Origin of the sequence: Actinokineospora inagensis DSM 44258 (assembly GCF_000482865.1) — a bacterium.
GTDB lineage: Bacteria > Actinomycetota > Actinomycetes > Mycobacteriales > Pseudonocardiaceae > Actinokineospora > Actinokineospora inagensis.
Genome location: NZ_KI519517.1, coordinates 163,483 through 182,652, shown reverse-complemented (window position 1 = coordinate 182,652; position 19,170 = coordinate 163,483). Strand labels below are relative to the sequence as shown.

The window sequence follows — 19,170 nt, the reverse complement described above, 5'->3', positions numbered from 1 at the left end:
CTGGCTCACACCCACGCCGTGTAGACGACCGCGCGGGTGTCCGCCTCGCCGTGCGCCAGCTCGCGCAGCAGGCACTCGGTGCCCGCGTCCGGGTCGATGAGGCCGATGCCGCGCCGGTCCAGGTCGCGGGCCAGCTCCTCGGACACCATGCCGCCGTGCTCACCGGTCGGCGCCCACGGTCCCCAGTGGATGGTGACCACCCGGCAGCCGGTGCGGTCGCCGAAGGCGTTGCCCAGGGTCTCCAGGGCGTCGTTGCCCGCCGCGTAGTCGACCTGGCCGCGGTTGCCGAACACGGCCGAGACGCTGCCGAACAGGGTGGTGAAGCCGGGCCGCACACCGGCCTCGGCGAGCCCGTCGAGCAGGGCGCGGGCGCCGTCGACCTTGGTGGAGAACACCCGGTGGAAGGAGTCGTCGCCCTTCTCCAGCATCAGCCGGTCGTCGAGGACACCGGAGGCGTAGATGACGCCGTCGAGCCTGCCGTGCCGGGCGTGCACGTCCTTCACGAGCTGGCGGACGGCGGTGGCGTCGCGCACGTCGATCTGCCGGTAGTCGACCTGCCCACCCGCGGCGCGGACCTGGGCGATGGTCGAGGACACCTCGCGCTGGGTGATGATCTGCCGGACCGCGCGCTCCACCTCGGGCAGCGGGCGGCCCTCGGCGGCCAGCGCGGCGCGCAGCGCGTTCTCGTCGGCGTTGGTCAGCTCCGGCGGCAGCGCCGACTCCGGCGGCCATGGCGTCCGGCCTGCCAGTTCCAGGTGGCACCCGGCCGCGGCGGCCAGCGCGGCGCTGCACCGGGCGGTGATGCCGCGGGCGCCGCCGAGGACCAGGACGACCGAGTCGCGGTCCAGGCCGAGCGAGCCGAGGTCGGCCGCGGCCAGTTCGGCGTCGACGACCTCGAAGGACACCCGGTCGGCGCCGGTGTGCCGGACCACCGACAGGTCGCTCCGGTCGGCCAGCTCGACCGCCAGCACGTCCGCCAGCGTGGCCGGGTCGGTGCCGGAGTCGACCTCGACGAGCCGGACCGACAGGGTCGGGTGCTCCACGTGCACCGAGCGGACCATGCCGCGCAGACCCACGGCGTGCAGGGGTGCCTGGCCGTTGTCGTGCGGGGACACCACCAGCAGGGTGCTCACCCCGGCGCCGACGGCGTCGCGCAGCGCGGAGAACACCTGCGGGGCAACGGGTTCGTCGGCGGGGGTGAGCGGGGTGAGCACGATGAGCGTGTCGTTGCCGCTCTCGACGGTCGTCGCGCCGTGCCCGGTGACCATGGCCGCGACGGCGGCGGCGTGCTCGGCGCGGGCCTGGTCGTGTCGCAAGTGGACCTTGCGGCCCGCGAGGTCCGGGGTGGCGCCCACGGCGGCGGCGGGGACCGAGCAGGGCAGGAAGCGGCGCGGCCGGACGCCGACGATGGCGCGGGCGGTGTCCGGCGCCGCCTCCTCGGCGATGCCGAGGCGCTCCTCCAGCCAGAACGCCATGGCCTGCGCGCTGCGCCTGCGGTGCAGCTCGTCGTGCACGGTGCCCTCGGCGCTGACCCCGAGCTTGGCGATCAGCGTGCCCGCGATCTCGGTCCGCTTGATCGAGTCGATGGACAGGTCGGCCTCAAGGTCGAGGTCGCCGTCGATCATCTCCGGTGGGTAGCCGGTGCGGGCGCTGATCACCTCGACCACGGCGGCCAGCACGTCCTCCGGCCGCAGGCCACCGGGTTCCTCGGCGGGCTCAGGCGCGGTCACCGGTTCCTCGACGAGCGTCGGGACGGCCGTGGCGACCGGCGCGGCGACGGACTCGGTCGGCACCGCCTGCACCACCGGCGCCTGCGCGACCGGGGCGGCCACCAGCACCGGGGCGGCGGGCGCGGCGAACACGGCTCCGGCGGAATGCCCGAGGTAGCCCAATAGCACATCGCGCTGGGCGGTGACCATTTCCCGGTTGGTGCGCAGGAAAGCGGCGACAACGCTGTCGCGTTCGTCTCGCTCGCTGTGGAAGCCGTTCTCGGTGGACGGGCTGTCCGATGACATCGGGGACCTCGTGATTCGTCGGGCGGGGACCAGCGCCCCGCGCGGGATGCCGCCGTCGGCGCGGCGGACCAGTTGGCCGTCGACCGTCCACGGCGCGGGGGGAGCCGACTGCCTGGCGCGGCCGCGCACCAGCCAGTCGGTGTCGATGGCGACCCCGGCGGCGGCGAGCCGGGCCAGGGCGGTGAGGAAGCCGCGCAGCCCGGCGGCCCCGGGGTCGCAGGCGATCGCGGTGTGCGGGGTGTCGCCGAGGATCGCGCCGACCAGCCCGGTGAGCACCGAGCCGGGGCCGACCTCGACGAAGGTGCGGGCGCCCGCGTCGTACATGGCGCGCACCTGCTCGACGAACCGAACCGGGTTGGCCACCTGCTCGGCCAGCTCCGCCCGAACGTCCGAAGTGGACTCGTAGGCGGCTGCGGTCCGGTTGGCGTACACCGGGAGCGCGGGCGGGCGGACGTCCTCGGCGGCCAACGCGGTGGCGAACAGCTCGGCGGCGGGGGCGACCACGGAGCTGTGGAACGCGCACGCGACCGGGATCTGCTTGGCGGACAAGCCTTCCGCGCGCAACCGCTCGACGGCGTCGGTCAACGGCGCGGTCGGTCCGGACAGGACGATCTGCTCGGGCGCGTTGTGGTTGGCCAGGACCACGTCGTCGGCGAGGTCCCACTCGTCGAGCAGCAGGGCGACCGTGTCGGCGGGGGCGCGGACGGCGGCCATCGCACCCGGGTCGTCCGCGGCGGCGGTCATGATCGCCTCGGCGCGGCGGACGCTGAGCCGCAGCAGGGTGTCCCGGTCGAACGAGCCCGCGACCGAGAGGGCGACCAGTTCGCCGTAGCTGTGCCCGCCCAACAGGTCCGGCCGCACGCCGACCCGGTTGAGCAGGTCCGCCACGGCGCTCCCGGCGATGCCCAGCGCGGGTTGCGCGGCGCGGGTGTCGCGCAGCGCGGCGTCCTGTTCGGCCTCGGCGTCGGAGTCGAACGCGGTGGGCGGGAACGCGAGCGCGGCGGCGGGCGAGTCCAGGTGCGCGCGCAGGTCCGGGAAGGCGACGAACAGGTCGGCGAGCATCCCGGTGCGCTGGCTGCCCTGGCCGGGGAACAGGAACGCGATCTTGCCGGGGTCGGCTTGGGGTTCGGCACTGAACAGCGCCCGGTCCCGCCTGCCGTCCAACGCCGACCGCAGCGCGCCCGCCAACTCGGTGTGGTCCCGGGCGACGACGGCGTGCGCCACCGGTCCCTTGGTCGGCCACCCGGCGACCCGCACGGCCAACTCGGCGAGCGGCAACTCCTCGCCGATGGTCAGGGCCAGCAGGTCTTGGACGGCCTCGGTGGAGTGCAGCAGGAACAACTCGGCGTCCCAGTCGCGCAGCGCGTGCCGGTCCAGCGGGGCGCCGGGCCCGGTGGTCAGCACGGCGTGGAAGTTGGTGCCGCCGAACCCGAACGCGCTCACCCCGGCGACCCGCTTGTCCCGCGGCGTCAGCCACGGCCGCGGCCGGGTGCTGAAGGTGAACGGGCTGGTCCGCCGGTCCCAGGTCGCCACCGGCTCGGTCAGGTTGAGCGTGGGCGGGATGACGCCGAACCACAGCGACAGCGCGGTCTTGATCAGCCCGGCGAGACCGGCGGCGCACTTGGTGTGCCCGATCTGGCTCTTGACCGAACCCAGCGCGCAGGAGGCCGGTTCGGCGCCCGCGTCGGAGAAGAAACCGGTCAGGGTGGTCAACTCGGTGCCGTCGCCGACGACCGTGCCGGTGCCGTGTGCCTCGATCAGGCCGACCGTGGTCGGCGACACCCCGGCGATCTCGTAAGCCCGGTCGAGCGCGCGCCGCTGGCCCTCGGGGCGGGGCGCGGTGAGACCGAGGGAACGGCCGTCGCTCGCGGTGCCGACGCCCTTGACCACGGCGTAGACCCGGTCCCCGTCGCGTTCGGCGTCGGCGAGGCGCTTGAGCACCACGCACGCGACCCCCTCACCGAGGGCGATGCCGTCGCCGTCGCGGTCGAACGGCCTGCACCGGCCGGTGGGCGAGAGCGCGCCAGCGGAGGTGAACATCAGGTAGTCGTTGATGCCGTTGTGCATGTCGACCGCGCCGCACAGCACCAGGTCGCTGCCGCCGTGGGTCAGTTCCCGGCAGGCCAGGTCCAGCGCGGCCAGCGACGACCCGCAGGCCGCGTCCACGGTGTAGTTCGCGCCACCCAGGTCCAGCCGGTTGGCGATCCGGCCGGAGATGACGTTGGTCAGCGTGCCGGGGAACGAGTCCTCGGTCAGCCGCGGCAGCAGGTCGTTGAACTCCTCGGGCAACTCGCCCAACCAGGACGGCAGCAGCGCGCGCAACACGGTCGCGTTGGTCAGGTCACCGCCCGCCTCCGCGCCGAAGATCACGCTCGCCCGCTCCCGGTCGAACGGCCGGTCCAGGTAACCGGCGTCGGCCAGCGCGCGGCGGGCGATCTCCAGCGACAGCAACTGCGCCGGATCGATGGCGCCCATCGAGGCGGGCGGGATGCCGAAGGACATCGGGTCGAACGGGATGGCCGGGAGGAAACCGCCCCATTTGGACGGGGTGGTGCCGGGTTCGCCGCCACCGTCGCGGTAGTAGGTGTCCGCGTCCCAGCGGTCCGGCGGCACCTCGGTCACCTCGTCGCGGCCGCGCAGCACGCCGGACCAGAACGAGGCCAGGTCGTCGGAACCGGGGAACACACAGGCCATACCGACGATCGCGACGTCACACGGTTCCTGGACGCGGGCCTTCGCGGGTTCCGGCGCCTGTCTGGACCGCAGCAAGGCGGCGGCGTCGTCGGTGACGGCGCGGTGCAGGGTGGCGATGTCGGTGAGGTCCTCGCGCAGCACGGTGACCTGGCCGACCATGTACATGCCCTCGGCGACCTGGCCGACCTCGTCGACGGGGACCAACCGGTCGCCCTCGCGGCGCAGGCCCTTGCTGGCGATGCGCAACCGGCCGACGTTGAGCTCCTCCAACTCCTGCCAGCGGTCCCGCGACGGCACGTTCCGCGCGGTCAGGTCGGCGGCGACGGCCTCGAAGTGGTCGACGAACGGGCTGGGCAGGCAGCGGGTCTCGTGGCCGGGGGCGGTGCGCACGGTGACGGTCCGGTCGGCGGCCACCACCTCGCGCTGGTACCGGCCGGTGATCGCGCCGTGCCGCACGGCCTCCTCGGTGAACAGGTACGCCGTGCCCATCAGGACCGCGACGCCGACACCGCGGCGGGCGGCGGGCTCGGCCATCGCGGCGACCGCGGCGGCCGAGACGTCGTCGTGCACGCCACCGGCGAAGACGATCTCCACGCCCGCCACGTCCCGGCGGGCGGCGAGCACACCCAACTGCGCCTCCCACAGCGAGAAGCTGGACCGCGGGCCGATGTGGCCGCCGCACTCCGAGCCCTCGAAGACGAACCGGCGCGCGCCCTGGTCCAGGTACTGGCCGAGCAGGGTCGGCGACGGGACGTGCAGGTACGCGGTGATCCCCTCGGCCTCCAGGGCGGCGGCCTGGGCGGGAGTACCGCCCGCGACGAGGACGCTGCGCGGCCGCACGGAGCGGATCGCGGCCAACTGGGCGGCACGCAGGTCCTCGCTGACGAACCCGAGGATGCCCGCGCCCCACGGCCGGTCACCGAGGAGTTCGGCGGTGGCGCGCAACATCTCCTCGGTGCGCTTGCCGCCGGCGAGGGCCACCGCGATGAACGGCATCGCGCCCTGCTCGGACACGGCCTCGGCGAACCCCGGCAGGTCGCTGACCCGGGTCATCGGGCCCTGGAACACCGCGTGCTCGACGCCCAGCGTCGCGCGGACCGGGGCACCTTGCGCGCGGGGGTCCACGCCGACCCCGGCGGTGGCCAGGTCCCGGGTCAACGCCCGGACCAGCGCCTCGGCCGAGTCGTAGCGCCCGGCGAGGGTGGCGGCCAGGTGCGCGTCCTCACCGAGCGGCAGGTCGGTGCCGCGCAGGTACCGGCGACCGTCGCGCACCTCGGTCTCCGAGCCGTCCGCGGCGGCCAACCGCCGCCGCAGCTCCGGGGACAGGTCGCTCTCGCCGAACAGGCCGAGTTGGCTGTCCAGCACGACCCCGGCGGCGCCCGCGGCCACCGCGCCCAACGCGGTGTGCGGGCCGATACCGCCGCGCACCCACACCGGCACGTCCAGGCGCAGCAACCGCTGCAGCAGCACGAACGCGCTCAGGTCACCGACCGGGCCCGCCGACTCGGTGCCGACCGCGACCACCCCGTGCGCCCCGTCCGCGAGCGCCGCCGTGGCCTGGTCGGCCCCGGTCACCTCGACCAGGACCGGCTTGTGCGCCGCCGCCTCCCGCACCGACCACGGCGCGTCCGGCCCGAGCAGCACCACCTCCACCCGGTCCGGCAGGTCGGCCGGACCGAGCGGGCACCCCGCCCGCACCCGGACCCCGATCCGGTCGGCCAGCCCGGCGACCAGGGTGAGCTGGGCGACGGCGTCCACGCCGAGGTCGAGCACCCCCAGTCCGCCACCCCGGCTCACCGCGGCGGCCAGCCGGGGGTCCGGCAGGTCGAAGGGGGCCAGGCCAAGCACGCGCCACCGGGCACCGACCTGCGCGTGGGACATCGCGCCTCCTCATCATCGCTTCCGACCACTTTGTTCGGTGCCCGAGAAAATTCCGGCCACCATTTCCTGGCAAATGTGAACGTCGCATCAGCGGCTCAGCGACAATGCCCGGCGCAACGTCCGGTTCGCTACATTCGGATAATCGGTTTGAGTGCGCCTTGAGCGAGATTTCAGCAAACCGGGTTCGATACCGCGGTGCGTGCTAGCGTCGGCGGCCTCAGCAGGAATTCACTGATGCCATTCACATTTCTGGCAACACTTCACCGTTGGCACGCAGGGAGAACTCATGGAGCTGACCGGTCGCGTCGCCGTGCTCACCGGCGCGGGACACGGAATGGGCGCCGCGATGGCCAGGCGGTTCGCCGCCGCGGGCGCGCGCGGCATCGTCGTGTCCGACCTGGACGGCGAGGCAGCCGCCGAGGTCGCGGAGTCAATCAACCGGGCAGGTGGTCGGGCCTGCGCCCGGCAGGCGGACGCGGCGTCCAAGGCGGACCTGCGCGGCCTGGTCGCCCTGGCCAAGGGCGAGTACGGCGGCCTGGACGTGTTCTGTTCCAACGCGGGCGTGGCGTTCGGCACCGGCGTGCACGCCGACGACACGCACTGGCAGCGCTCGTTCGAGCTCAACGTGCTGCAACACGTCTACGCCGCGCAGGCCGCGCTCCCGGCCATGCTCAAGGCCCGCGACGGCTACCTGGTGATCACCGCGTCCAGCGCGGGATTGCTGAGCCTGCCCGGCGACGCGCCCTACTCGGTGACCAAGCACGCCGCCGTGGCGCTGGCCGAATGGCTCGCTTTCACCTACCGCTCCCGCGGTATCCGGGTCAGCGCCCTGTGCCCGTTGGGAGTGCGCACCCCGTTCCTGGTCGACGGAGTCCGCGCCGGACACCCGGCCGCGACCGCGGTGGTCGCGATGGGACCGCTGATCGAACCGGAGGAAGTGGCCGAATCGGTGATCGCGGCCATGCGGGCGGAAAAGCTGCTCATTCTGCCGCACCCGAGCGCGGGCGACACGTACGCGCGCAAAGCGGCCGCGCCGGACGACTGGGTGCGCGAGACGGTGGCCACCCTGCCGACACTGGCGGCCAGCGCGCAGGCGAACATGCACCAGACCGTGCAGCCGGGCGCGAGGGGCTGAGCCGTGCGGTACCGCAACCTGGGCGCCAGCGGGCTGGTGGTGAGCGAGGTGGGCTTCGGCAACTGGCTCACCTACGAGTCCGGTGACCAGGCGGAGGCGTGCGTGCGCGCCGCCGTCGAGGAAGGCGTGACGCTGTTCAACACGGCCGCGGCCTGGGGTCGTGGCGCCGCCGAGGAGTCGCTGGCCCGCGGCCTGGTCGGCACCCGGCGCGACGAGGTGGTGCTCAGCACCGGTGTGTTCTGGCCGGAGGAGAACGGCCCCAGCCAGGGCGGGCTCAGCCGCAAGAACATCTTCGCGTCGTTGAACGGATCGCTGCGCAGGCTGCGCACCGACCACATCGACCTCTACCACCTCCTGCGGTACGACTACCAGACGCCGCTGGAGGAAACCTTCGTCGCGCTCTCGGACCTGGTGCGGCAGGGGAAGGTGCACTACGTGGCCACCTCGGAGTGGACCGCGGAGCAGATCCAGCAGGCGGCCGGGCTCGCCGAGAAGCACCGGGTCCCGCTGGTCGGCAACCAACCGCAGTACTCGATGCTCTGGCGGGTACCGGAATCGCAGGTGATCCCGGCGTGTGAACGGCTGGGAATCGGACAACTCGCCGCGGTCGCGCTCGGTCAAGGCGTGCTGGCGGGCCGGTACATCGGCGGGGTGTTCCCGCCGGACTCCCGCGCCGCGGGCGGAGAACTGGCCCGCGCGCTGGTGTGGCCGGTACTGCACCAGGAACTGCTCACCCGGGTCGAACCGCTCGACGGGGTCGCCAGGCACTGCGGACTCACCATGGCGCAGTTGGCGCTGGCCTGGGTGCTGCAGAACCCGTTGGTCGGCACCGTGATCGCGGGCGCGTCGCGGCCGGAACAGGTGCGCGAGAACGCGGGCGCCGCCGGGGTCACGCTCGACCTCGACGTGCTCGCGCAGATCGACCAGCTCATGGGAAGTTTCGTGCAAACCGACCCAAGGCTCACATTTGCCCCGCCGCAATACCGGGCCGTCGACTCCGCCGCGTTATAGCGACGCGCTATGTAAACCTGGGATAGACCCGCCGCGGTGCAGCCGGCCCTACAATGGTCCGGCGGTCCGGCCTGCCGCTATTTCTTGATGTGAACGGAGAATCGTCCCCCGCCACTCGGGTGAATCGCCAGTGGCGGTGTCCCGGGACAATCCCCCGTTCCCAATCGGGCGTGTCGCGACAACTGTGAAAACGGGCGAGGCGCCCCCGGCCCCGCGGACGGAGACAACAACATGGAGGTCGAGATCCGCCACCTGCGCGTGATCGTGGCCATCGCCGAGTCCGGCAGTCTGAACCGCGCCTCCAAGGTGCTCGGGCTGTCCCAGCCCGGACTCACCGGCCAGCTCCAGCGCATCGAGAACACCCTGGGCGGACAACTGTTCTTCCGGGCCGAACGGGGTTCGAGCCCCACCCCGTTCGGCCACAACGTGCTCGCCGAGGCCCGCGCGGTGTTGCGCGGTCTGCAAGGCATCCGGCGGCGCGCCGAGTCGCAGGCCCAACTCGCCACCGCGCCCCCGGTGCGGCTCGGCGGGTTCAGCGGGTTCCTGCACCTGGGGCTGAGCCGCTGGCTCGCGGGCCTGGAGTGGGTGCCCGGGGTCCGGCTCACCGAGGAGACCGACCCGCAGGCCAGCGTCGACATGGTCGCCAACGGCTCGCTCGACCTGGCCATGGTCTACGAGTGGCCCGGTTTCGGGCCGCGGCTGACCGACGGCGTGCACAGCGAGGTCATCGTGCCCAACGAGCCGGTCCTGGTCATGGTCGCCCCGGACCACCCGCTCGGGAGCGACCACGCGGTGCGGCTGGAGTCGGTCGCCGACTTCCCCTGGGTGGACGAGCCACCCGGGCACAGCCAGTGGCCCATCTACCTGCGCCAGGTCTGCCACCGGCACGGGGTGTCGATGGACCAGCAGCACGAGGTCCTGTTCACCCCCACCGCGCAGGAGCTCGTCGCCACCCGGGCCGCCGTCGCGCCCGCCCTGGTCACCGGCCAGGACATCCCGGACCGGGTGCGGCTGCGCGGCCTGGTCGGCAGCCCGCTGCGCCAGTGCCTGCGCGTGGTCTACCGCCCGGACACCCTGATCGGCGCGCACATCGAGGAGGTCTGCGCCGAACTGGTCGCGCTCTACCACCGCCACGGCGCCCGCAACGACTACTTCCGGCGCTGGTGGGCCAACGAGGGCAGACACCTGACCCCCACCTTCTGAACGGCGAACGGCTTCTTCCGCCCTGAGCAGTCCGGCTCAGCCTCCGTCCCACAGCCCCGTACCGCACGGGGTTGTGGGACCTCGGCGCTGTGCGACCACCTGACCCCTGCGCGAGTCCGGGCGCGACCACCGGGCGCTTTCCCGTGCGTTCCCGGCCACACCATCGTGTCCCAGTCGGACATCCAAGACCAATCCCATCCGGTTATCACGTTCGGTGCGCGTTATACCGGCCTGGGATAAGCCTTCCGGCGCAACCACGACCGTCCGGCCCCCGCGCGGGCAGGCCACCGTCCCCGCGGGTGGCTGGTCGCCCGTTCGGTGACCGCGTACACCCGGTAATCTGCGCTGGTGACCGGCCCCGACCAGCCCTTCCGCCTCGGCTACGTACCGGGGGCCACACCCGCCAAGTGGGCGCGGATCTGGGCCGAGCGGTCCACCAAGCCGCTCGACCTGGTGGCCGTCGCCGCGGCGGGGGCGGAGCGGGCCGTGCGGGATGGGGCGGTTGACGCGGCGTTGGTGCGGTTGCCGGTGGACCGGGAGGGTTTGCACGCGATTCCGCTGTACACCGAGACGAGTGTCGTCGTGGTGCCGAAGGACCACGTGATCGCGGCGGCCGACGAGGTGACAGCCGACGACATCGCCGACGACGTCGTGTTCCACCCGCTCGACGACGCGCTGGACTGGGCGGCCCCACCGGGGAAGCCCGCGATCGAGCGGCCCGCCACGACGCCGGACGCGCTGGAACTGGTGGCGGCCGGGGTGGGGGTGGTGGTCGTGCCGCAGTCGCTGGCGCGGTTGTACCACCGGCGGGACCTCACCTACCGACCGATCACCGGCGTGCCGGAGTCCCCGGTGGCGCTGTGCTGGCTGGAGGACCGCGCGGACGACGACATCGAGTTGTTCATCGGCATCGTGCGGGGGCGGACGGTCAACAGCAGTCGGGGGTCCCAAGAGTCCCAGCAGCAACCCCAGCGGGAATCACGGCAGCAGCCGCCGAAGCGGTCCGAGCCCGGCGGACGGAGGGCTGCGAATCGGGCTCGGACCGCTCAGCGCGGCGGAAGCAAACGCCGCAGACCGTGACCGCCCACCGACGAACTGTCCACTAAGGAGTCTCCGGCCGCCTGCGGCGGCGGAGCACCAACACCCCCGCCACGGCGAGCACCACGACCCCGCCGATGACGATGAACACGATGGCCACTGTGGACAGACCTGGTGCGGCGGGCGGGGGCGCGTCGCCGCGGGCGAAGCCGATGCCGTGTTCCTTCTCGTAGGTGGAGCCGGGCATCTTGTCGCCGTAGCGGGACTTGACCTGCTTCTGGTATTCGGCCAGCGACAGGAACTGGTTCACCGGCGACTGCGGGAGGCTCGCCTGCAGCAGCGTCACCCCGGTCGAGGACAGCTCGTACCAGCCGTTGATCTGCGGCTCGCTCAGCAGGACGGCGTCGGGGCGCAGTCTCGCGCTGAGGGTCTCCTCGTCGTTGCCGGAGAAGACACTGCCAACGGCCCAGGTGCCGGGGCTCTCGGGGGCGGCGCGCAGGGTGGCGGTCTCGCCGGTGTTGGCGGTGGCGGTGACGGCGATGTACTGCAGCACGCCAGCCGGCGCGCCCTGGGTGCCCGCGACGAACGCGGGGTTGAGCACGTAGACCGGGACACCGCGGTCGGCGACCGTGACGGTGGCCGGGTCGGTGCCGTGGGCCTGCCGGAAGTTGGTCTTCGCGTAGCTGAGCGCCGAGTCGCTCTTGGCGGCGGTCATGGCGGCGGCGAAGTCCGCGGGGGTTGGTGGTGGCACCGCGACGCTCGCCGAGGCGGTGCCACCGGTCAACAGCAGCGCGCAGGCGGCGGCCAGCGCGCCGAACACGGAAGACTTCCGGCAGGCCACGAGCGACTCCTAGCGCTTCTTGATGTTCACGACGGTGTCGTTCCAGCGGAACTGGCCGTTGCTGCGGTACTGGTTGTACGCCCAGGTCTGGTAGCGCTGGTACGACGGCCAGGGGTCGCCGATCATCAGGGTCTGGTTGGTCGAGTCGTAGCCGTAGATCACCTCGGCGTGCCCGCCACCGGAGGTCCAGTAGATGCCGGTGAGGTTGGGGATGCCCGCGTTGATCTGGTTGGTGATCGACGCGAAGCTGATCACGCCGTTGGCGTTCTGGGCGCTGAACCCGGTGCCCTGGAAACCGCGGACGATCTCGGAGATCTGCGCGGCCTGGTTGTAGCAGCTACCGCCGGTGCCCTTGCCCGCGGCGCAGAACTGCGTCTGGCTCGCGGTGCCGCCGAGCGACTGCTCGATGCTGGAGCCGTCCGCGGCCCAGCACCACTCGTTCTGCTGCTGCACCTGCTGGGTGTAGGTCAGCTTCTTCGACGCCAGCGCGGTGGCGTTGAGCGGGGCACTCACGGGTGCGATCTCCTGCACCTGGTAGTGGTCCGCGGTCTTGATGAGGCCGTGCGGCTGGGCCTGGTCGACCGTGCTCGCCGACGCCGCGGTGGGCGCGGCGAACGCGGTCGCGACGGCCGCGGCCACGGCGACGACGCCGGGGAGGCTCCGCCGGAGGGTTGTCCGATCCACGAGAGTTCTCCTTGCAGGGAAGGAACCTGGTGCGCGCCGAACCCGAACGGGACGGGGCTCGGCCCGCCCGTCTACCGTCGCGCGCCGCTTCCACCACCAACAACGGGACGCCGTTACCAGGCGACCCGCTGTGATCGTTCACCCGCGCCGGTCGCGCGCGGAACGAGCCCGGCAGCAGGGCGGTCGTTCGGGCGACGAGAGTTCCACCGGCGCGTTCGCCGGGAACATTCCTCGCGCCCGCACCGGCTGTGAACGGGGAAATCCGGTGATCGGGAACGGTGCGAACCGGCTTTCGCGGACCGAGCGCGAATTACCAATTGCCAGTTGACCGCGGATCATTGTCGCTGGTTGTCGTGTTTGCCGCACTTCGAGTGATTTGCCGGAAGTTGACAATACAGTCCGTTCGGCGAACGAGGTCTTGACGATCTCTTGACCAAATCCGGATGCTTCGCTGCGCTCGGTGCCGTCCGGCTCCACCGTCGAACCTGTTCCAGCCCACGAGGCGGGAGCCGGTCGTGCCGTGCGCAACCCTGCACACAAGGAGCATTCGATGAAGCGCAGAACGCTCACGGCCGGGCTAGCCCTGGCCGTGTTGGCCGGCGGCGCGGTCGCGGTGACCGTCAGTCCGGTGTTCGCCAGTCAGGACAACAAGGCAGCGCAGGTGCAGGACCGCCAGGCGCTGGCCGTGTCCGCCGCCGACCGGGCCGCCGCCAGCGGCGCGGACGCGCTGGCCAAGGGCCCGGACGAGGCCTACTCGCGGGACCTGGTCACCCCGTACTTCAACGACCTCTACTCGATCAGCTACCAGCGCAGCTACCGCGGCCTGCCCGTGGTCGGCGGCGACGCGACGGTGCTCGCCGACGGCCAGGGCCGGGTCCAGGCGATCATGGCCGCGACCAAGGCGTCGAAGGTGGCCGTCCCGTCCACCACCGCCCGGGTCACCAAGGCAGCCGCCGAGCAGACCTCCCGGGGCCTGCAGGCGAGCACCGGCAAGGTCGAGTCCAGCAGGCTGGTCGTCAAGGTCGTCGACGACTCCCCCAAGCTGGCCTGGGAGCACGTGCTGGTCGGCACGAGCAAGGAGGGCGGCCCGAGCCACCTCAACGTCTGGGTCGACGCCACCACCGGCGCCGTGCTGGACAAGGTCGAGGACGCCGCGCACGGCACCGTCAACGGTGAGTGGAACGGCAACGTCTCCATCGACACCACGAACTCCGGCGGCAGCTACCGCCTCGTCGACCCGAACCGACCGGGCCTGCAGTGCTCCGACTACAGCACCGGGACGGTGTTCTCGAAGTCCTCCGACAGTTGGGGAACCGGTTCGGAGTCGAGCAAGGAAACCGGCTGCGGTGAGCTGATGTACGCCGCGCAGCAGGAGTCGAACATGCTGCGTGACTGGCTGGGCCGCAACGGCCACAACGGTTCCGGCCGTAGCTGGCCCGCGAAGGTGGGCTTGAACGAGCTCAACGCCTACTGGGACGGCTCGACCATCACCATCGGCCACAACTCGGCCAACAAGTGGATCGCCTCAATGGACGTCGTGGGCCACGAGTACGGCCACGGCCTGGACCAGAACACCCCGGGCGGCACCTCCTCGGAGTCCGGCCTGGGTGAGGGCACCGGTGACATCTTCGGCGCGTTGACCGAGGCGTACGCCAACAACCCCAAGGACACCCCGGACTACCTGGTCGGCGAGACGATCAACCTGCAGGGCTCCGGTCCGATCCGGAACATGTACAACCCCTCGCAGGTCGGCAACAACCCGAACTGCTACAGCGCCTCCATCCCCAACACCGAGGTGCACGCGGCGGCGGGCCCGCTCAACCACTGGTTCTACCTGCTCGCCGAGGGCAACAACCCCGGCGGCGGCAAGCCGACCAGCCCGATCTGCTCCGGCGGGCCGTCCTCGGTCACCGGCATCGGCATCAAGGACGCGGGCCGGGTCTTCTACGGCGGCATGCTGCTCAAGACCAGCGGCATGACCTACAAGAAGTACCGGATCGCCACCCTGACCGCAGCGAAGAACCTCGACCCGACGTGCAACTTCTACAACCGCACCAAGGCCGCGTGGGACGCCATCACGCTGCCCGCGCAGTCCGGTGAGCCGACGTCCTGCACCCCGCAGGGCGGCAACGAGTTCTCGCTCTCGCTCAACCCGGCGTCGGGCTCGATCGCCAAGGGCAGCTCCGGCTCGTTCACCGTCAGCACCCAGACCACCTCGGGTTCGGCGCAGAACGTGACGCTGTCGGCGACCGGCCAGCCCGCGGGCGTGACCGTGTCGTTCAACCCGTCGTCGGTGCAGTCCGGTGCCTCGTCCACCGCGACCGTCTCCGTCGGCTCGACCGTGGCCAACGGCTCGTACACCATCACCGTGACTGGTGCCGGGGCGACCAGCCACACCGCGACCTACAACCTGACCGTCACCGGTGGCGGCGGCGACCCGGACCCGGGCGCGCCGAACATCGACCCGGCCGCGGTCCAGGCGCACCTGACCCAGCTCAACACCATCGCGTCGCAGAACGGCGGCAACCGCCGCGCCGGTAGCGCGGGCTACACCGCCTCCGTCGCGTATGTGAAGGGCAAGCTGCAGGCCGCCGGGTACACCGTGGCCGAGCAGAGCTGCACCACCTGCACCTACGTGTCGAACAACCTGGTCGCCGACTGGCCGGGTGGCGACGCCACCTCGACCTACATGTTCGGCGCGCACCTGGACAGCGTCTCCGCCGGTCCGGGCATCAACGACAACGGCTCCGGTTCGGCCACCCTGCTGGAGGTCGCCCTCCAGTTGGCCGCGAAGAACCCGAGCATGGCCAAGCACATCCGGTTCGCCTGGTGGACCGACGAGGAGCAGGGCCTCAACGGCTCCAAGCACTACGTCAACCAGTTGACCTCGGCGCAGCGCACGGCCATCAAGGGTTACTACAACTTCGACATGGTCGCGTCGAAGAACGGTGGCTACTTCATCAACAACATCAACACCACCGTGGCCGCGCCGCTGAAGGAGTACTGGACCTCGCTGAACCTGGCGCCGGAGGAGAACACCGAGGGCGCGGGCCGGTCCGACGACTACTCGTTCCAGAACGCGGGCATCGCGTCCTCGGGCTACGCCACCGGCGCGTCGGCGCGCAAGACCTCGGCGCAGGCGACGAAGTGGGGCGGCACCGCGAACGCGGCGTACGACTCCTGCTACCACAGCTCGTGCGACACGACCAGCAACATCAACGCGACGGCGCTCGACCGCAGCGCTGACGGTGTGGCGTACACGATCTGGAAGCTGGCGGTCAGCTCCACCCCGCCGCCGACGAACGACTTCTCGGTGTCGCTGAACCCGACCTCGGGTTCGGTCCAGCCGGGCGCCTCGGCCACGACCACCGTGTCGACCCAGACCACCTCTGGCTCGGCGCAGAACGTGACCCTGTCGGCCACCGGCGCCCCCTCGGGCGTCACCGTGTCGTTCGCGCCGTCCTCGGTGCAGACCGGTTCCTCGTCCACCGCGACCATCAACGTCGGCTCGTCGGTGGCCTCGGGCAACTACTCGATCACGATCTCCGGTGTCGGCTCGGCGACCCGCTCGGCCACCTACAGCCTCACCGTGGGCAACACGAACCCGGGCAACTGCTCCGGTTCCAACGTGATCGTCAACGGCGGCTTCGAGAGCGGCACCTCGCCGTGGACCACCACCTCCGGCGTGATCGACGCGTCGGCGCAGGAGGCCCCGCGCAGCGGCAACTACAAGGCGTGGCTGAACGGCTGGGGCAGCACCCGGACCGACAGCGCGGCGCAGACCGTCACCATCCCGGCGGGCTGCTCCAACTCCACGCTGACCTACTGGCTGCACGTCACCACCGACGAGAACGAGGCTGTCGCCTACGACAAGCTCACCGTCACCGTCGGCGGTCAGACCGTCGCCGGCTACTCGAACCTCAACGCCAATGGCGGGTACGAGCAGCGGACGATCAACGTCGGCCAGTTCGCGGGCCAGTCGGTGAGCATCAAGTTCACCGGCATCGAGGACCAGAGCCTGCAGACCAGCTTCCTGATCGACGACGTCGCCCTGCAGACCAGTTGATCGGGTAGACCACAACTGAACATCCGGCACCGTTGATGCGGGGTGGGGCACACGCCCCACCCCGCATCACCATTTCTTGGGCATTCCTTTGCCTTCCCGGATTCCCATCCCCGCCGGTTCGCGCATTGCTACCTTGTCCCGCGGCACACCCGAGGGAGACGAGCGTTGACGAACCCGCAGCAACTGATCGGCGACTACGAGCGCCGCACGGCCCAACTCCTGGCCCGCGCCGAGGAGACGAAAGCCAGGATCGCGGCCCTGTCCGGCACCGCAACCAGCTCCGACGGAACCGTCACCACGACCGTCAATGCCGCGGGCGCCCTGCAGAACTTGACATTCAGCGCGAAAGCCGACGAAATGCCGCGCGACCGGCTCGCCGCCCTCATCCTGGCCACCGCGAAACGCGCCCAGGCCGCCGCGACCGGACAAATCGCCGCCGTCATGGAACCGCTCGTCGGAGCCAACTCCGCCGCCATGCGTTTCGTCCGGGACCAGATTCCGGAGGTCGAGATCCCCCCGGAACCGGCACCCACTCCCCCGACGTCGAACGTCCCGCCGCCGCAACCGGAGCGGCGCCCCCGGCCATCGTCCCCCCGCGAGGACGACGAGCAGGACTTCGACCACCAGGACCAGCTCCGAAAGGGGAACTAGCCGTGCCCGACGGCGGATTCGAGATCGACCTCAAGGTCCTGGAAACCCACGAACGCGAACTCCGCGCCCTGATGGACTCCCTCCCGGAAGCCTCGGCCGCGGCCAGTGACTACGTCGGCAACGTGCGGGCGTTCGGCATCGTGGGGCAGTTCCTCGCCGAGGTGCTCATGGCCTGGACCGACAGCGCCGAGGCCCACGTGGCCGCCGCCAAGTCAGCCGGTGAGGACGTGGCCAACCGGTTCGCGGACATGCGGCAGGCGTACTCCGACACCGACACCCAGGCCGCCAAGGGCTTCCAGGCGCTGGCGGACAAGCTCGGCGGCGGTGCCGAATGACCGCCCCGGAGAGCCCGGCCAGCGGCATCGAGGACTCCAGCGGTTTCCTGTCGAACACGGCCAGCCCGACGCAGGCGTGGGACGCGTCCGGCCTGTTCGGCAGCTCGGCCAACCTGATCTACGACGGCTTCACCGGCGACTGGGGCGCCCTGTCCGGTGACGTGCTCGGCGTCGGCATGGACCTGCTCGGCTACGCCATGGACCCGCTGGGCAGCGTGCTCTCCGGCGTCCTGGGCTGGCTGATCGAGCACATCAGCTTCCTCAAGGAAGGTCTGGACCTGCTGGCGGGCGATCCGGACGCGGTCAACGCCATGGCCAACACCTGGTCGGACATCGCCGAACAACTCCAGCAGACCGCCGAGAAGTACAGCGGCGCCTTGGCCGCGCTCGACGGCTGCCAGGGCACGGCGGTCGCCGCCTACCGGGCCTCGGTCGACAATTTCGCCAAGGTCGTCGCGGGCGGCGCCGACCACGCCAAGTCCGCCGCCACGGCCATGACCGCCGCCGCCGACGTCGCCGGTGTGGTGCGCGGCGCCATCCGGGACGCGATCACCCAGTTCTGCTCGGACGCGATCATCAAGTTCGCCGCCGCGAGCGCACTGGCCCCGGTGACCTTCGGCGGCTCCGAGGCCGCGTTCATCGCCGACGAGGTCGCCGAGGGGGCGACCCTGGCGGGCGAGAACGCCGCGAAGGTGTCCAAAGTGGTCACCAAGTTGGAGAAGGTGGCCAAGGACGCCAAGCAGTCCCGCGGGGCGATGATCGGCAGCAGCAAGAAGCTCAAGGAGGCGACGCGCGCCTACCACAAGACGCTCGCCCTCCAGACGGGCAAGTCGGCCAAGGCGGTCAAAGAGGCCGCCAACGGCGCCAACCGGGCGGACAAGCTGGCGAAGCTGGGCGACCAGGGCGACCGGCTCAAGAGCTACCGGAAAGAACTCGGCGACGACCTGGGCAAGGGCAAGAAGGAGGCCTACCAGGACAAGTTCGGGTCAACCAACCCCACCCTGGAGAAGATCCAGGACCACATGGAGCGGGAGGTGGAGGTGAAGCTCGGTGGCCACACCTTCACCACCTCGGCCCCCAAGGCACCCGCGATCGCGGGCGACCTGTTCGTCCAGGCGACCAGCGACCAGGCCCACCGGGACGAAGACGCCGAGCCCGGCCATGAGGAGCGAGTCAAGCAGTGGCAAGACCACTGGGCCGAGCAACGCCGCACCGCCGCCGAGCCCGGCTCCGACGGACCCTGGCGCACCCACGGAACGCTCTGAGGGGCGCAGTCACCATCGAGCGCGAAGCCACGGCGGCGGCCCGTGGGCGTGGCGATCATCGCCCGCTGCGCACTGGTTGTCCGGCAACGGCTGGTGTTAACCAAGCCGGTAACGCCCGAGGTCATCGCCTCGCGCAAGGAGACATCAGATCGCCGTCGACGTGGTGCCGTTCTCGTGGCTGTTGCGGCTGCCGGTGAACGCGCGCCGGGGTTTCGCCAACGGCCAGCGGTACATCGAGGCGTTCCCCGGGCCGGTGGTAGCCCGGCGCGGCCCCGACCCGCGCCTGCCAAGGTGGCCCGGACCCCGGTTGCCCGCGACCCGATCGTCCGACTCACATGATCAAACCGGCGG

The 19,170-nt window shown here is 71.4% G+C and carries 12 protein-coding genes; 8 read left to right on the top strand and 4 right to left on the bottom strand.

From position 1 onward, the window contains the following. Positions 1–5: 5 nt before the first annotated feature. Positions 6–6,590 (bottom strand): type I polyketide synthase, encoded by a 6,585-nt coding sequence (locus H504_RS0128795; protein WP_026425619.1) that lies wholly within the window; start codon positions 6,588–6,590, stop codon positions 6–8. Between the two features lie 286 nt (positions 6,591–6,876). Between H504_RS0128795 and H504_RS37525 the strand changes: the two genes are divergently transcribed. From H504_RS37525 to H504_RS0128775, 4 genes are all read left to right on the top strand, one after another. Next, positions 6,877–7,725, top strand: a complete 849-nt coding sequence (locus tag H504_RS37525; protein ID WP_051386359.1) for an SDR family oxidoreductase — start codon at positions 6,877–6,879, stop codon at positions 7,723–7,725. 3 nt (positions 7,726–7,728) lie between these two features. After that, on the top strand, positions 7,729–8,736 hold the full coding sequence (locus H504_RS0128785) for an aldo/keto reductase (protein WP_026425618.1): 1,008 nt from the start codon (positions 7,729–7,731) through the stop codon (positions 8,734–8,736). 231 nt (positions 8,737–8,967) lie between these two features. After that, the gene (locus tag H504_RS37520) at positions 8,968–9,939 is read left to right on the top strand and encodes a LysR family transcriptional regulator (RefSeq protein WP_051386358.1); all 972 of its coding nucleotides are present in this window, start codon (positions 8,968–8,970) and stop codon (positions 9,937–9,939) included. 348 nt (positions 9,940–10,287) lie between these two features. After that, entirely contained in the window at positions 10,288–11,019 is a 732-nt protein-coding gene (locus H504_RS0128775) for a LysR family transcriptional regulator substrate-binding protein (RefSeq protein ID WP_026425617.1), read from the top strand. A 22-nt stretch (positions 11,020–11,041) separates the two neighbouring features. Here the strand turns inward: H504_RS0128775 and H504_RS0128770 are convergent, their stop codons facing one another. From H504_RS0128770 to H504_RS41695, 3 genes are all read right to left on the bottom strand, one after another. Next, positions 11,042–11,818 (bottom strand): hypothetical protein, encoded by a 777-nt coding sequence (locus tag H504_RS0128770; RefSeq protein ID WP_026425616.1) that lies wholly within the window; start codon positions 11,816–11,818, stop codon positions 11,042–11,044. A gap of 9 nt (positions 11,819–11,827) precedes the next feature. Beyond that, the gene (locus tag H504_RS0128765; protein ID WP_026425615.1) at positions 11,828–12,502 is read right to left on the bottom strand and encodes a papain-like cysteine protease family protein; all 675 of its coding nucleotides are present in this window, start codon (positions 12,500–12,502) and stop codon (positions 11,828–11,830) included. 138 nt (positions 12,503–12,640) lie between these two features. Further along, positions 12,641–12,979, bottom strand: coding sequence for a hypothetical protein (locus H504_RS41695; protein ID WP_157440694.1), 339 nt, complete (start codon positions 12,977–12,979; stop codon positions 12,641–12,643). 73 nt (positions 12,980–13,052) lie between these two features. Between H504_RS41695 and H504_RS0128760 the strand changes: the two genes are divergently transcribed. The 4 genes from H504_RS0128760 (at position 13,053) to H504_RS39105 (ending at position 18,819) form a co-directional block, all read left to right on the top strand. Then, positions 13,053–16,568 carry a M28 family peptidase gene (locus H504_RS0128760; RefSeq protein ID WP_026425614.1) on the top strand — a complete coding sequence of 1,172 codons (3,516 nt, stop codon included), beginning with the start codon at positions 13,053–13,055 and terminating at the stop codon, positions 16,566–16,568. 165 nt (positions 16,569–16,733) lie between these two features. Further along, entirely contained in the window at positions 16,734–17,219 is a 486-nt protein-coding gene (locus H504_RS0128755) for a YbaB/EbfC family nucleoid-associated protein (protein ID WP_051386357.1), read from the top strand. Between the two features lie 2 nt (positions 17,220–17,221). Continuing rightward, positions 17,222–17,554 (top strand): hypothetical protein, encoded by a 333-nt coding sequence (locus tag H504_RS0128750; protein WP_026425612.1) that lies wholly within the window; start codon positions 17,222–17,224, stop codon positions 17,552–17,554. Further along, the gene (locus H504_RS39105) at positions 17,551–18,819 is read left to right on the top strand and encodes a hypothetical protein (RefSeq protein ID WP_051386356.1); all 1,269 of its coding nucleotides are present in this window, start codon (positions 17,551–17,553) and stop codon (positions 18,817–18,819) included. The genes H504_RS0128750 and H504_RS39105 overlap by 4 nt, the downstream gene beginning before the upstream one ends. Positions 18,820–19,170: the final 351 nt, after the last annotated feature.